The 14587-nt window shown below is 43.2% G+C and carries 11 protein-coding genes; all 11 read right to left on the minus strand.

The window, feature by feature from the left end:
* Positions 1 to 28 precede the first annotated feature (28 nt).
* From F9K33_10835 to scpB, 11 genes are read right to left on the minus strand one after another with little or no spacing between them, the layout of a single operon-like run.
* Positions 29 to 871, minus strand: coding sequence for a sulfite exporter TauE/SafE family protein (locus F9K33_10835; GenBank protein KAB2879068.1), 843 nt, complete (start codon positions 869 to 871; stop codon positions 29 to 31).
* A 6-nt stretch (positions 872 to 877) separates the two neighbouring features.
* Positions 878 to 2629: a S41 family peptidase gene (locus F9K33_10840; GenBank protein KAB2879069.1), complete on the minus strand. Its 1752-nt coding sequence runs from the start codon at positions 2627 to 2629 to the stop codon at positions 878 to 880.
* Positions 2630 to 2652: 23 nt separating this feature from the next.
* Positions 2653 to 5286, minus strand: a complete 2634-nt coding sequence (locus tag F9K33_10845; protein KAB2879070.1) for a peptidoglycan DD-metalloendopeptidase family protein — start codon at positions 5284 to 5286, stop codon at positions 2653 to 2655.
* 15 nt (positions 5287 to 5301) lie between these two features.
* On the minus strand, positions 5302 to 7569 hold the full coding sequence (locus tag F9K33_10850) for a hypothetical protein (protein KAB2879071.1): 2268 nt from the start codon (positions 7567 to 7569) through the stop codon (positions 5302 to 5304).
* A complete protein-coding gene (locus tag F9K33_10855) occupies positions 7547 to 8428 on the minus strand; it encodes a hypothetical protein (GenBank protein ID KAB2879072.1) in 882 nt (293 codons plus the stop codon). Before F9K33_10855 ends, F9K33_10850 begins: the two co-directional genes overlap by 23 nt.
* The gene (locus F9K33_10860; protein ID KAB2879073.1) at positions 8429 to 8764 is read right to left on the minus strand and encodes a carboxymuconolactone decarboxylase family protein; all 336 of its coding nucleotides are present in this window, start codon (positions 8762 to 8764) and stop codon (positions 8429 to 8431) included.
* Positions 8765 to 8772: 8 nt separating this feature from the next.
* Positions 8773 to 10923 (minus strand): protein kinase, encoded by a 2151-nt coding sequence (locus tag F9K33_10865; protein KAB2879074.1) that lies wholly within the window; start codon positions 10921 to 10923, stop codon positions 8773 to 8775.
* Positions 10924 to 10928: 5 nt separating this feature from the next.
* On the minus strand, positions 10929 to 11597 hold the full coding sequence (locus tag F9K33_10870; protein KAB2879075.1) for a (d)CMP kinase: 669 nt from the start codon (positions 11595 to 11597) through the stop codon (positions 10929 to 10931).
* 6 nt (positions 11598 to 11603) lie between these two features.
* Positions 11604 to 12308 carry an rRNA pseudouridine synthase gene (locus F9K33_10875; protein ID KAB2879076.1) on the minus strand — a complete coding sequence of 235 codons (705 nt, stop codon included), beginning with the start codon at positions 12306 to 12308 and terminating at the stop codon, positions 11604 to 11606.
* A 24-nt stretch (positions 12309 to 12332) separates the two neighbouring features.
* Complete coding sequence (locus F9K33_10880; GenBank protein ID KAB2879077.1) at positions 12333 to 13166, minus strand: hypothetical protein; 834 nt, start codon at positions 13164 to 13166, stop codon at positions 12333 to 12335.
* A 26-nt stretch (positions 13167 to 13192) separates the two neighbouring features.
* Entirely contained in the window at positions 13193 to 13975 is a 783-nt protein-coding gene (scpB, locus tag F9K33_10885; GenBank protein ID KAB2879078.1) for an SMC-Scp complex subunit ScpB, read from the minus strand.
* Between the last annotated feature and the right edge of the window lie 612 nt (positions 13976 to 14587).

The raw sequence follows: 14587 nt of genomic DNA on the forward strand, positions 1-14587 counted from the left end.
TGTAATTTTGGCTGATGTCCTGCATAGCTCAATTAAATACTTTCATGATCATGCGAAATGACGTATAGAGTAAAACGACCAATAAAACCATAATGAGAAACTTGGAGTTCACTTTCATTGCAATTTTAGATCCTAAATAGGAACCGCCAATAATGCCAATGATCAAACCGGAGGTCATCACTACGTCAAATTGGTCATACATAAAATAAACGATCGCCCCGGCAAGCCCTGTAAAACCAATCATAAAACTGCTCGTTGCCGATGCGACTTTTATCGGAACACCTCCGATCAGGTGCATCATCGGAACTTGTATTACGCCGCCGCCGACGCCGAGCATGCCGGATATAGCGCCGGCAAATGTTGACAGCCCAATGTTCAAAGGAACGCGTCGTACTGTAAACCCCTGCACTTGATTGGATTTTTCAGATCGATATTTTCCGGTTATGCCAAAAAAACGGCCATCTTGTACATCCGTTCGTGATTCATAAACACCATCTTCAGCGTTTTTTTTCAAATTACGAATTAACATGATCGCGGCAAATATCATCAGCGCGGTAAATAACATCATCAGAATATTGGGGTCAAGGAAAACTCCGATGTAACTTCCACCAAACGATCCGACGATAGTCGTCGACACAAGAATTAAACCTAATTTAAAATGTACCAGTTCCTTCTTTGCAAAAACGGATACGGACATGATGGATGTGGCGACAAGCGAAATCAGGCTGGCGCTGATGGCGTTTTTTATGTCCACGCCGAGTAATATGGTTAATGCCGGAACCATAATGATCCCCCCGCCCAGGCCCACCATCGAACCGAGCGTCCCTGCGACGGCGCCAATCAGGATATAATATAAAATCGGATCGTGCATATTTATTTACTTCCCTGCGAGCACCTGTCGATATTTATCCTGATTTTTTAACAATGCGACCGCCGCCAGATACGGTTTGTCGTATTTGAAGCTGGTCAGAATACGCGCCCTATTGCCAAAATACCGCGATACAATTTCTTGTTCCAAAGTCATTGCAATAAAAGTTTTGCTGTTCTGAAAATCTTTTTGTTTCTCTGCGGTAAGCTCACCACGCAGGACGTCAATTTTGTCCATGGCCGTTGCGCCGTAATTATTCTTCTTTGCCAGCCGTTCAATTTCTTCCATTTGCTTTTCCGCTGCCGAAATATAATTGAAATTTCTAGTCTGCAAGTATTTTTCAAAATCGATTATTAAGTTTTCATCCACGGCAAAATCGGAATCTATTCGAGCGTGATGGGCTACGAAGTTCGTAGCGTAATCAAAGATCAGGCCGCGTTTTAATACCTCCCTGAAGTATACCGTATATTCGTGCGAGGCAATCTCAATATCCGGCGTAATGCCTCCATTCGCGTACACGCTTCGGCCTTTTGCAGTTTTGAAAACCTGCTTCTCATTTGACCTATCAGCCTGGGTTTTACTCGAATCAGAGCCTGTATCTCCGGAACCGAATGTGTCAAAAATGTCTCTTTCGCCGTCATCGCCGCGTTCCATTTTCCTTGTTCTGCGTGACGAGTAATCTTCCTTCTGAATACTGCGCCCGCTGGGCGTGTAATATTTTGCCGTTGTAATTTTAATGACGGCGTCTCTTTCCTGGAGCGGATATACGGTTTGAACCAATCCTTTTCCAAAGGTCGTTGATCCGATCACCACGCCGCGATCCAAATCCTGTAAAGCGCCACCTACAATTTCCGACGCGCTTGCGCTGCCGCCGTCAACCAATACCACTAAAGGCATATCCGGGAACATGGGATCGTTAATTGCATTGTAATTGCGTGATGCGTCGGCAATCCGCCCTTTGGTATAAGTTATAGTCTCACCTTTTTTGACGAACTGATTGGTTACATCGATAGCCGCATCAAGCAGACCACCGGGATTCCCACGCAGATCCAATATTAAAGATTGCATGCCGCTGTTTTTAAGATCTTTTAGAGCTCGAACAAAATCAAAATTCGCAGTTTTTGAAAATTTTGTAATTTTGATATATCCGATACTGCCGTTCATCATCCCCGTATACGAAATATTTTCAACCGCTATCATCTCTCTTACTAATTCAAAATCCATACGATGATCCTGTCCTTCACGCAGTACCGTCAGCCGTACTTTGGTTCCCGGCTCACCTTTAACGAAGTTGGACATCTCCTGAAGTGAAATATCATGCGCAGTAAGGCCGTTGACCCCGACGATGCGGTCACCGGGTAAAATTCCTACGCGCTGAGCCGGAGAGCCATCCATCGTGGTGATCACGGTAATAAATCCGTCTTTTATACCAACTGAAATTCCTACTCCGCCATATTTCCCCATCATGAGCGCGTCCAAATCCCCGCTTTCATCGCCTTCATAGTAAACGGTATACGGATCCAATGTCGCCAGGAGCCCGTCGATGCCGGTCCGCATGAAATCTTTTGGAGGAATTTCATCGACGTATTTTTCAGTGATTGTTTTATAAACATCGCCAAACAGGCGGATTCCGCGTTTTACTTCATAATAATAATCATCGCCAACCAGCGATTCAGCGAACCACCCTCCGAAAAATGAAAAGGAGAGCAAAAGCACCATGAGAACGCCGATCGTTCGTTTGTGTAACCATGGATTTTTCAATCTATCACCCCTTTGGTTATTATTTATTGAGATAATCCTAAGCCCGAATGTTTATTTTCCCACTGGCCGATGAATCGAACGGCATCAAAGGCAATAGTGCCCCTTGTTTGGCCAGTCACATTATCCAGCGCTATGTAAACGTTGTCGTTGGCATCAAATTCGTACGTACCAAGCGTCACCCATTCATCGGTAAATTTATTTTGATTGACTTTAACTTCCTGGACGCCCGCTTTTGAATAAATGCGATATTTGGCCATACCGGTGGCGAATTTTTTCGGATTGTGAACCTGTACTTTATATACGCCGGATCTGGGAAGTTTTGGTTTCCATGTTGCCTCCGTTGTCTTGGTGTTTTTCATAACGCCAACGTAACGATAACTGTGGTAATATCCGCGATAATCTCTGTACGTGTTGGGAATGTCTCCTTCATCGACTACAACGATATGCTCAGGCTGATATACATTGTCCGACCGAAAGGCAGATCCGTCACGAATACTCTGGACAACAGTCGAATCGTTTTCGAAAATCGGTTCCGGCGGCGTGCACTGATCGTCAATGCGTAATTCCCAGTGAATATGCGGCGCGCTGGATCGTCCGGTAGTTCCGCATCCTCCGATCTCCTGGCCTTGCTTTACCTTTTCTCCGATATCAACCGATATGGTGGCCAGATGTGATACTAACGTAGTATATTTATGCCCGCCGTACATATAATCAATTTTCACCATACGCCCGTATCCCCGCACATATCCCGCAAATGTAACAATTCCATCTGTAGATGCGCGAACCGGAATGCCGTAATCGCTGTCGCCGCCGTCTTGCCCTTCCTGATAATTCAAATCCAGCGCGTAACGAATTCCACGAATATGGTGTCCTCGGTTGTAATAACTTCCGCCCCCACCGGCCGACCATAAACCGTCAAATGGAAATTTGTATTTCGGGAAATCGTCAACAATAACTTTAATAACCATCGGATCCGACCATCGTCCGCGGTCGTCCATAGCTTTGAAAAAGATGTAGTGCGTCCCTGCCACCAGTTGTTTCGGCGAGGTTGTGAACGCCGCTTGATTGCTTAATTCCCCATTGATGCTCGAGGACCAACTGTACCGCGTTACCGTCCGTCCGTTGGATGCATTCACTTTTCCAACCAGCCGAATCGTCTTATATTTACGGATGCGGATTTCGCCGGCAAAAGCTTCCTCTTTTATTAGGTCCCATGTTTGATGCTTGGAACCGTAGCGCACGCGTTTACTGAGAACTACGGCGCTGGAATAAGCCGAATCAATGCCAACGGCAAAATCCAAAGAGGTGTCTACTTTATATTTTTTGATATCGGTAATTTTGCTGAAATTTAATGCTAGCAGCGAGTCCGCCCTGTTTTCCCATTTGCTGGCATACGTCGTATCGTGATCTAATCCGAAATCCTCTTCTTCCATAAAAGTATATAAATTACCTAATGGGGATACAGATTCCGACACAGAGGGCTTATGAAAAACGTTCTTAAAATTGATTTCGGCCATATTCCATGTGATTCCGCCATTGTCTGATTTTTTTATTTCACCGTCCGAATTGCTACACACCGTTTTTTGCGCGCCAACAGCATGATAATCAAAAGTAAGATTGTCGATTTCAGAAATTTTTGCCCAGCTGCGCCCTTTATCCTGCGATCGGATCAGATTTGAATTAAACGGCAGGCCTTCACCGTATCCATCGTAATATAACTTATCGACCGCCGTTATACCCGATTCACTTATTGAAATATCATCAAGAAAGGTTTCACTGATTTTGCTTTCTTTCTCATAATCGATTTTACTTGATGTATACGATACAAAACCATTGTTGGAGTAAATGACATCGGAGTGCGCCGTTTCAGGAGCCTCTGGATCATACGTTTTAGCCAGAACATAGATCTCGTTTTGGTTGGCATGAATTGCCATGCCTTCAACGATCTGACCGGTGTCAGGTTTGAACTCATTCGCAATGATCCATATCTGCCCTCCATCATTGCTCCGCAATATTGAACATACGGATGGATTTGATTTAAGGTTGGCAACAATATAACTGCTCTCTTGCGTAAACAATATGTCATGAAATTTCCCGGCGTAACCGATATCGTATTCAAACCAATTTGCCCCGCCGTCCGCAGATCGAAATATTTTATCTTCACCAAATATTTCTTCTGCTATCAACCACCCGTTTCTTACATCCGTAAAAATTATTTTTTTAATCAATATTTCCGGATGGATAAAACTCATTGCTTTCCATGTGTTCCCGTCTTCCGTAGCAAGAATATAATCCTTATCGTTAAAATCTTGCCGGATAGCGATCCAGCAGTGCTGATTGTCCAGTGCATAAACGGCTCTCACTTCCGGAGCTTCGTCCCCGGATTGAATCACCGTTTGTAACTCCCAGGTCGCTCCGCCGTCATAGGTCTTGGCGATCATAGATTTATACACATTCTTACGCTGAGCATTTCTTGTAGAATCTTTGTAAACCATACCGCCCGTCTTGACGTCGCCAACAGCCCAACCGACAAGAGAATCAGCAAAGCTAAAATGAATGGTCTTCATGCTGTGTTTTGGGTTTTCCTGTGCGGCCAACTGCATGATCATAGAAGTAACTAAAAGACCTCTTAACACAATGCTATTAAATAAACTCAATTCACCCTCACCTGTTTAATTCGACCGTTGTACCAACCAATTCAGAAGCGCTGTCTTTTGCGCTATTAATTCCAAATCCATTGAGCGAACACTCCACTTGTTTGCTTCCTCCAAGTTCATTTGTGCCTGTTCGTATTTCGCTAAACGTACATAGGAATCTGCCATCATGACTGACCGCGCAAAGGCGACGGCCGTGTCCGTAACAGTGGTACTTGGATTTTCAATTAAGGTTACTACGTCTGCAAAAGCAGAGCGTTGGAAACATAACCGCGCCAGCCAGAATTGGCCGGCCCAGAAATTTGGTTTTTTTTCAAGCATCGTTCTTAATACCATTTCCTGCTTATTCGGGTTTAACGTCCCGGCAAGTTCTTTCAACGGATCGTTCAGTCCGTGACTTACAAAGTCCATTCGAAGAATTGCCGACATGTACACATAAGGAATATTTTTATAGTTTTTTTTCACCTGCTGATACGCAATCATTGCAGAATCTAAATTATCCATACTCAGTAAGATGTCACCCTCCAATAATCGAAGCATCGCCTTGACGGGATAGTTAATACTTTCATCTGCAAGTAACGAATCAAGTGAGTGCAATGCGGAATGAAGTTGTCCAGCATAAAAATCACTTCTAATGTGGGCAATTTGAATTCTGTAATTTTCCTTGTCCGTGTCAAGCGCCTTTTGATACAAAACCGCAGCGTCTGAAAAATGCTCATTCGAATATGCTGCGCCGGCTGCTTCGAGAATATCGGCAACATAGTGCGGGCATTTTTTTTGGAATAACGAAGGCCTAATTAGTAACCCGGCAAGTTGGATATCGTCATCGCGAATGGCCATACCGTCCAGAAATCGCATCCAGCGGCCGGCTAGTTCAGTTTTCGGTATACCGTATACGATTTCCACGTCCTCATCATAATAGGCTTTTTTGAACTTCGTAACGCCAAACGAATCGATTAAGAAACGAGTAAATGATCCTGACACAATGTAACTCATACCTGAAGCGTTTTTTAAAAATCCGCTGCCGCCGATTAGAGAAAGAACGTCCGGCAATTTATTTTGTTGTTTTAATGCCGCTGCCCATTCATGCGGCGTAAAATAATTCTCGTTCCACTCTGCCGCTACCGCCAGTCCTTCCAAAAATCCTATGCGTGTTGTACTGTATACGTCATGGCCGAAGTCATTTGCAAGAACATGGGTCATCTCGTGTTTTAAAACGCCGTCGATATCTTCATAGTTAATATGGATCTCGTCATTGATGATCTTTGCAAAATTGGTTACTCCGGCGCCCATTAACTTCTTCTTTTGATATTCATCTATGTATACGTAAATAGTAACCATACGGTTCGTCTTGAGACCCAAAAAATGACTGACCTGCTGATAATAAAACTCAGCCAAAACCTGTACCCACTTCATTTCCTGTGTGTCGATAGTTTTATCGAAAAATATGGATATTTGATCCGACTTTAGTTCCGCGCCCAATTCCGACTTAAGTTCATCATACCCAGCGTCAAAACCAATTTTAAATCGCATGCCGTAAATGCTGAATAACAACAATAGAATCGCCGCTAACGCTATTAGACGGTTTCGCGATAGAGCTGGCCATTGTTTCCATATCAAAGAGGAGACAATGAACAAAACCGCAAAACATAAACTCCACAAACGGTGAATCCACAAAGTGAAAGTGACAGGAATCCATTCATCATACAGCGGCCCCGGAAAATAGCCCCAAAAAACACTATAAACATAGATCGGCACATGCCATTGTAACCAAAAAATATTCAGTATGGCGGAAAGAATGATAACAGACACAGCGGCTATCCAAACGCCTTTTCCGAACAATACGGCGAGGAGATGCCCGACGCTCCAGCCGACCAACGACGCGCTTACAGGCAATAACAAAAATAATTGTAACCCTCTTGTCAAAGAACACGTTTCACAAAAAAATAAAAAAAATAATACAATGATAAGCGGCGTTATAAGACTAAGACAAATTATGCACAGTGTGTATTTAAAAATATAGAGATTACTCTTTCGTATTTCAATAACAATCTCTTCCGTTCTGCCTGTAATTCCTGAAATCTGGACGCGTTCGACTGCGATTGAAATTCCCATTGCCGTCAGAAAAACAATTACCCCAAACGTCTCATTAAATTCGTAGTCAAAGTCACGAAACAACGGAATAAACATCAACCCGGCGGCAACCACTGCAGGAAGCGCGCTTAAAACTAACAACACCTTGGATTTACGCAATAGGACCAGGCTATTTAGAAGTATCGGTCTCATTAATATCGTGCAGCCTCATGGTTTCAATAAAATTTATTATATTAAACAAACGTTTATCGGATAATTTGGACGGCGCGTAAACTATAATAGAGTTGCTTCGAATACCTCTTTTTACAGATAGACGGTACTCCACCGGATATTTGGTTTCAAATTTTGTCATCGTCTCAAGATTCCATATATGATTATTTTCCATAATCTGCCATAAGTCTATGTATTGGTTTTCCGTTAATCGAAATGGCCGCTGATTATATAAGGCTGTAATGGCATTGCCGGATTTGATAATTCGTATCTGTACCGAATCAATAGCGTTGGTAAGACGATCGTATTTTTTAAGACTAATTTCCGAATTAATTTCCATGACGGGAATGGACGGAAAATGCAAATCAAATTGATCAAGGCAAAACGTTGCCAATTCCTGCATATACACATTCTCGGATACGCCCATAACAGAAAAAGAATGTTCTCGAAGGCTGTCTTTCACTGTAAACTGATAGGCATTGCCGTCGGTTCGCCGGCCAATCAAATTTTCCTGTTCCCATATATTTGCCTTCTTGATCAGCGATGCAAATTCTGCGAACGCTTTCTTTTCAACCTGGACCGTATCCAACATCTGTCTTCGCACAACGCCGTTTTCACGATAGTCCGGAATGGACGAGTTTTCTTGAATCCGCTGAATATAAATCAGGCCGATTTGATCGGAATACGGATCACGACAAATGTTCAGGGATACTTTGAAGGGTTTCGCAGGATTATTGATGATAAGATTCAGATGAAACGACGGGTCACCGATCGTTTCATCCGGGCCGCATGAATTGATAAGCAGTAAACTACATGAATAAATTAAAAAAACATTTTTCAATCAACGCTGCTCCAATACGTCATTAACCCAGCTTAACGCCGCCATCATGGAAGGAAATCCTATAGTGGTCAAAGATAGAATGACCGCTTGCCGTATTTCAACGGCTGACGCGCCTGCCTCTAATGACTTACGTGTATGGGAATGAACGGCCCCTTCGTGTTTAAGTCCGATGGAAATGCCCAATTTGATCAGCGCCCGTGTTTTGGGATTCAAGGGGCCTACTTTTTTTGCCTCGTTAGAGAGATTCGTATAATGCTCGGCTACCTCAGGATAATTTTTCAAGAATTTGGAATAATGTGAAGGTAATTTAGGTGACCGCGTTTTTTTCTTTTTCATAAATCCTCCTATTCAAATTTATAATCGATTTTTGTAGCCTGTTGCGCTTTGACTCGGACGGTAATTTCATAATACTTTCGAAATTTGGAATGCACCAGCCTCACTTTATAAAATCCCGGCTTCACTTCTTTGAGCGCCGGGGTGATTTGTCCGTATTCTCTAACAGTATTCAAATAAATATCAGCACCGGGCGGGTCGGTCGTCAGTTCTAAAAAACCGTTAGGGTATGAAAACACAACCGCGCTCTCGGTAGTGTCGTCCTTTGCTACTTTTACAGTCTGAGTTTTCTTTTCATTTTTATAAACGGCTTTAATTTTATGCGAACTTGCTAATAAACCGTCAATTTGCAATGGCGTTTTCCCTTCGGCTTGTTCCTGCTCGTCCAAATACACATCGGCGCCTGACGGGTTTGATTTGATAAGAAGCGATCCATACGTCGGCTTCAACGAGTCAATGAGTTCTAGAGTCTCCTCAGCAGTGACAGTGATATTCTTAGCCCATTCTTCGTATCCGTCCGCGTGAATCAATATTTTCTTTTCACCAACATCCAGGCTGTACTTATTTTCTTTGTAATTCCGGTTTAGCCTTTTTCCGTCCACGAGAATATACGCGTTTTCAGGATAGACTTTTTCGAGAGAAACAAATCCGCGCATTCTATCGAGAGTGAGATCCGTGCGGGTCAATCTGCTTTTCCTCAGCGAAACGTCTCTGCGTTTAATGAGATGATCTTCTTTCGAAAAAATAAAAGTATATTTCCCCGCAGGAAATATCAAACTGTCAATCGGCGTATAACCTAGAAATTTGCCGTAACTGGTTTCAACCTTAACCATTGCTGGAACTGAAACAATGGAAACGTAGGATGTATCCACGCCGCTTGGAATTTCAACCGGCAGTAATTTCAAATGTGCATCAATGTTTTTGGTTTCGCCCTTTCCAAAAATAATTGCCGTCTCATACGGCTGGTAATTCTCGCGTGTCGCGTATACCCGGTGTTCCCCGACGCTGATACTGTCAATCTCCAAAATGGGACCGGACATATTGTATTGCTGATCATCGATGAGTACCGCCGCATCAGGAACGTTTAGTTTCATCCTCAAAGAGGCCGGCTTCTCATCGCTCAACGCTTTGGCTAGTTTGGACTCTCCGTTAGATTGTGTAAAAATCATGGAGAGGCACACGATCGTGGCAATCACAGCCCAGAAAAAAGAAATCATTGAAAAGATGCGGTTGCCGAACCACTCGTAAAATTTTCCGAAAAGCGATTGTAAAATAATTTGTTCGCCGGTGCGAAACAATAATTTGGTTCTGGAGAAGGCAACCGTACGATTTGCTTTGATATGCTTAAGGACTTCTTCCAATTCCCCTATATTTTGGAACCGGTCGTCCGGGTTTTTGGCCAGGCTCTTCAATATCACATCGTTCAGGCCGTCTTGTAATCCTGGATTTACAATGGAAGGCGGTATCGGATTTTCGTTGACAACCCGGTATAATATTTCTGTAAGATTCTTTCCGGGAAATGCCTTTTCGCTTGTAAGAAATTCGTAAAATACCGTCCCAAGAGAAAAAATATCGGACCGGTGATCCACAGATTTTCCGGTTATCTGTTCCGGCGACATGTAGCCCGGCGTACCGAGGATCGTCCCCATGACGGTCGTTGTCGACGCCACGGCTTTTGCAATACCAAAATCAGTTATCTTCGGGTGTCCGTCCTGCGTGACTATGATGTTGCCCGGTTTGATATCCCGGTGAATAATCCCGTGCTTATGGGCATAACTCAAACCGTCACAAATTTGAATGATAATATCTAATTTTTGCGCAGGCGTGTATTCAACCGATTTCTGGATAATTTCTTCGAGAGTTTTACCATTCACAAATTCCATTGCAATATACGAAATTCCCTGATCCTCTTCCGCGTCGTATATAGCTACGATATTCGGATGCATGAGCTTTCCGGCCAGTTTTGACTCGTAGATAAAACGTTCCTGAAATTGCTTGGCCTGCTCTTCGCTGAGTCCGGAATGGATGTTTAATGCCTTAATCGCTATAGCGCGGTCGATTCTCGGGTCAACGGCCTTGTACACAATTGCCATCGCTCCTTGCCCAAGTACATCCTCTATTTGATAACGTCCGAGGCTTGATATTTTAGTTTCTGTGGTCATGAAAATTAGTCCTGTATCAATCGAATAATATAATCTACCTGCTCTTCCGGTGTCATATTTGAATTATCAATTACCATCGCATCGGCAGGTTTGACAAGCGGGCTTTCATCGCGGTTTTCATCAAAAGAATCGCGGGCATTAATTTCTTCCGCCATTTTGTTAAAGGGAATGATTACATTATTTGCTTCCAGTTCCTTCTGACGTCGGCGGGCCCGCGTTTCAATATCTGCCGTCAAAAAAAATTTCTTATCTGCATCCGGGAAAATTACCGTGCCGGCATCGCGCCCGTCGATCACATATCCGCCCGGTTTGCCGATAGCTTGTTGCTGCTTTACTAGAAATTGCCGCACCTCTCTGATGCTGGATATGGCGCTGACGTGTTTTGTCACCTCCACACCGCGAATATCTTCGGAAACGTCTTTACCGTTTAAAATAGTTTTTTGTACTCCGTCTGCGTAGGTAAGATCAATTTGGATTTCTGGGAGCAAAGAAACAACATTAGTCGCGATGGAAGGATCGATTTTTTTCAAAAGAACCATTAAAGTTATCGCCCTGTACATGGCTCCCGTGTCAAGATATGCGTAACCTAGGCGCTTTGCCAATTGTTTGGCCGTCGTACTTTTACCGGAGCCCGCAGGTCCGTCCAATGTGATAATAAGCTTTCGTGCAGACATTTATTGTTAAGCTAAGCCAACCGCTTTCTTTAAAGCTTGAACCTCCGGCGGGCGTAAATTTCTCCATTGCCCGTATTTAAGTTTGGCAAGATGAAGCGGACCGTATTGTGTTCGATGCAGTTCGCGGACTTTGAAGCCGAGTTTCCGAAACATCCGTTTGACTTGTTTATTTTTACCTTCATGAATCGTGATCTGAACAACTTCTTTACCAAGTTTAATCGCTTTGCAAGGCGCCGTTTTTCCGTCAATAAGAACGACCCCTTTTCGTAAATAACTGAGTTCTTGTTCATTGATCTTCTTGTTGAGCACCGCTACATACGTTTTTTCCACGCCAAATTTCGGATGAGAAAGTCGAAACGTCAGTTCACCGTCATTGGTCATCAAAAGTAATCCCGTTGTATCATAATCAAGGCGACCCACTGGAAATACACGATCGGATATACGAACAAGGTCAATGACGGAATCTCTTCCTTTTTCGTCTTTGACTGTTGTGACATAATTCAGCGGTTTGTGTAGGAGGATGTAAACATCTTTTGTCTTCACATGAACGGGCCTCCCGTCCACCTCCACTTTATCCAGCTCAACGTCTACAAACGTAGACAAATCGCTTACCGTATTGCCGTTTACCGTAACACGGCCTTCTTTAATGACTTCATCGCAACTGCGCCGGCTGGCGACGCCGGCAGTTGCCAGATATTTATTTAATCTCATAGTGTAACGCGTAAACTTTTTATTCTAAAATTGATCTGCGGCAATCTTATTTTTTTCTGAGGTTTCAGGCTCCTTGCCTCCCGTTTTTGTGATTAACGTTCCCAGGTCCGGTTTGGCGGACAAGGCTTTTTTGAATGAATCCTGCCAGCGGAAACCAAATTCTGCAATCTCTCCGGGCTCCTTGATCGATTTGATATGTATAATACATTCCGTAAGAATTTCTTTCTGTGAAGCAGTATCAAAAGGCGCGCCGAATACCTGCCCGAATGGAAATCGAACTAATACGGTTCGCGGCGGTTTTACATTCTTCAATACCGTTCGCAATGATCCGATTACGATGGTGCTGATTTCCGCTTCTTCGATTTCGCGGGCTAACAGTCCTGCTGTTTGATGACTAAGAGGCCCGACTGCCGATATGATAACCACGTCGACAAGAAATTTTTGCAGCGTTTTAATAATTCTGGGAACCGTTTCGTCGAGAAACCCTTTCGGATCTTTTATCTCGCCCATCACGCTGAAGTGAATCTCGGAAACGGAACTTATTCTTTTTTCCTTTTCCATTTCCAATAATCGGTCCAGGGGAAATATACAATTATAATCAAGTCCGGCGCCATTCTTTAACTCAATTACTTTGTGAGAAACACGAATATCCTGCTGCGTGACGTCCTTCTTAATTTCACGGTACGATGCATCGCCGTTATCGTCGCCCAAATTATAGTGTTTCGTCAGCTTCCAGTTGTATAATCCGGCCGTCGTAATCAGAGCTACTTTGGCTTCGCTCAGATTCTTCGATAAATGTTTCCATGGTGCGTCATTATTGACGATCCATGTGTAATCTCTTAAAAATCTAGTGTCCATAATTGCCCCGCTTAGTATCTTGCAGTTTAGTGATTAGTGGGATCCGAATATTGTTCAGGATCAAATTTGTTTTCTTTTAACAAAGTATCTATTTCTTTAAAGTCTTCTCTGAGTGAATCATCCTTTGAATTCATATCGCTTTGCTTGCTACCATCATTCGTTAGCTGCTTCTCAGTGAAATCGAGTTCGAGAGTTTCTGCAAATTCCTTATCTTCTTTAAGGATGTCTTCAATTTCTTTTAATTTAGGAAGTTCTGCGATTTCAAACAAACCAAAGTGTTCCAAAAAAGCCTTCGTGGTACCAAAAAGCAAAGGCCTCCCAGGCGCATCTTCGCGGCCAACTACGGTAAGAAGATTTTTTTCCATTAACGAACGCAATGTCCAGTCGGCGTTGACGCCGCGAATTTTTTCAATTTCTGCGCGTGTGATCGGCTGACGGTACGCCACGATGGCAAGTACTTCAAGCGAAGATTGTGACAGTTTTTTTTCTGCCTTCGCCTTAAACAGACGGCTCACCCATTTGTCAAACTGCGGATGGGTTGCATATTGATATCCCCCCGCTAATTTGACGATGCGGAGCGTGTGATTGACGTTTTGATAATGTTTGTTCAGTTGGTCGATCGCCTCTTCGACGGATTTGGAGCCTATTTCATCTTTTTGAATACACTCGACAATGCGCTCTATCGGCAAGGGCTCGGTTGATGCAAAAATGATCGCCTCAATGATGTTTTGTAAATCAATTCCATCAACAGTAATTTGTTCGGAACTCAACGTTTTTAGTACCTCCGTATTAGAAACTATTTGGAAAATATCTTTCGTACTATCGACACGATCTTATGGAAAAAACTCCTCCATCGCGTCACTTTCTTTTCAGGCTCTTTTTCTTTTTTAACCACTGCCGGTTCTTCAGCAAACGAAACCTTGCCGGCGGTAGATTCCGTAAGCTCAGGTACAACCGTTTCATCTCGTACTGCCAGATTCTCAATTTCAGAAATTTCGGTTTCAAATCTATTTTGGTCCTCAGTAGGAGAGGTGGCAACTTCCGTTTTTCTAAAATCGCTTTCTTCTGTTTCTATATTTTTTTCGGGTATTGTTTTTTGGTTTACTTGCACGTCTGTGTCAGTTTGTTCTTCAGCATGCACTTCATAATGTTCAGTTTCAAAAACCTGTTTGTCTGCATTACCACTTTCATCTTGAGGCAGTGTTTCTTTAACATTTTCAGTGACGGATTCATCTTTCTTAAGATCACTCGGTATCTGATGATATATTTCGTCGCGATTAAGCTCTGTTAAATACACTTTTTCTTTATTAGCTGCGTTAGTTGTGGTTTCATCGTCTGAAGAGTTCTGGCCAAACTCCTGACCCTTTTCATTCGATATGTCATTAACAAGTACCCGTTCATCGTTTATTGGTTCAGTTACT

The organism is bacterium (assembly GCA_008933615.1).
Lineage (GTDB): Bacteria > CLD3 > CLD3 > SB21 > SB21 > SB21.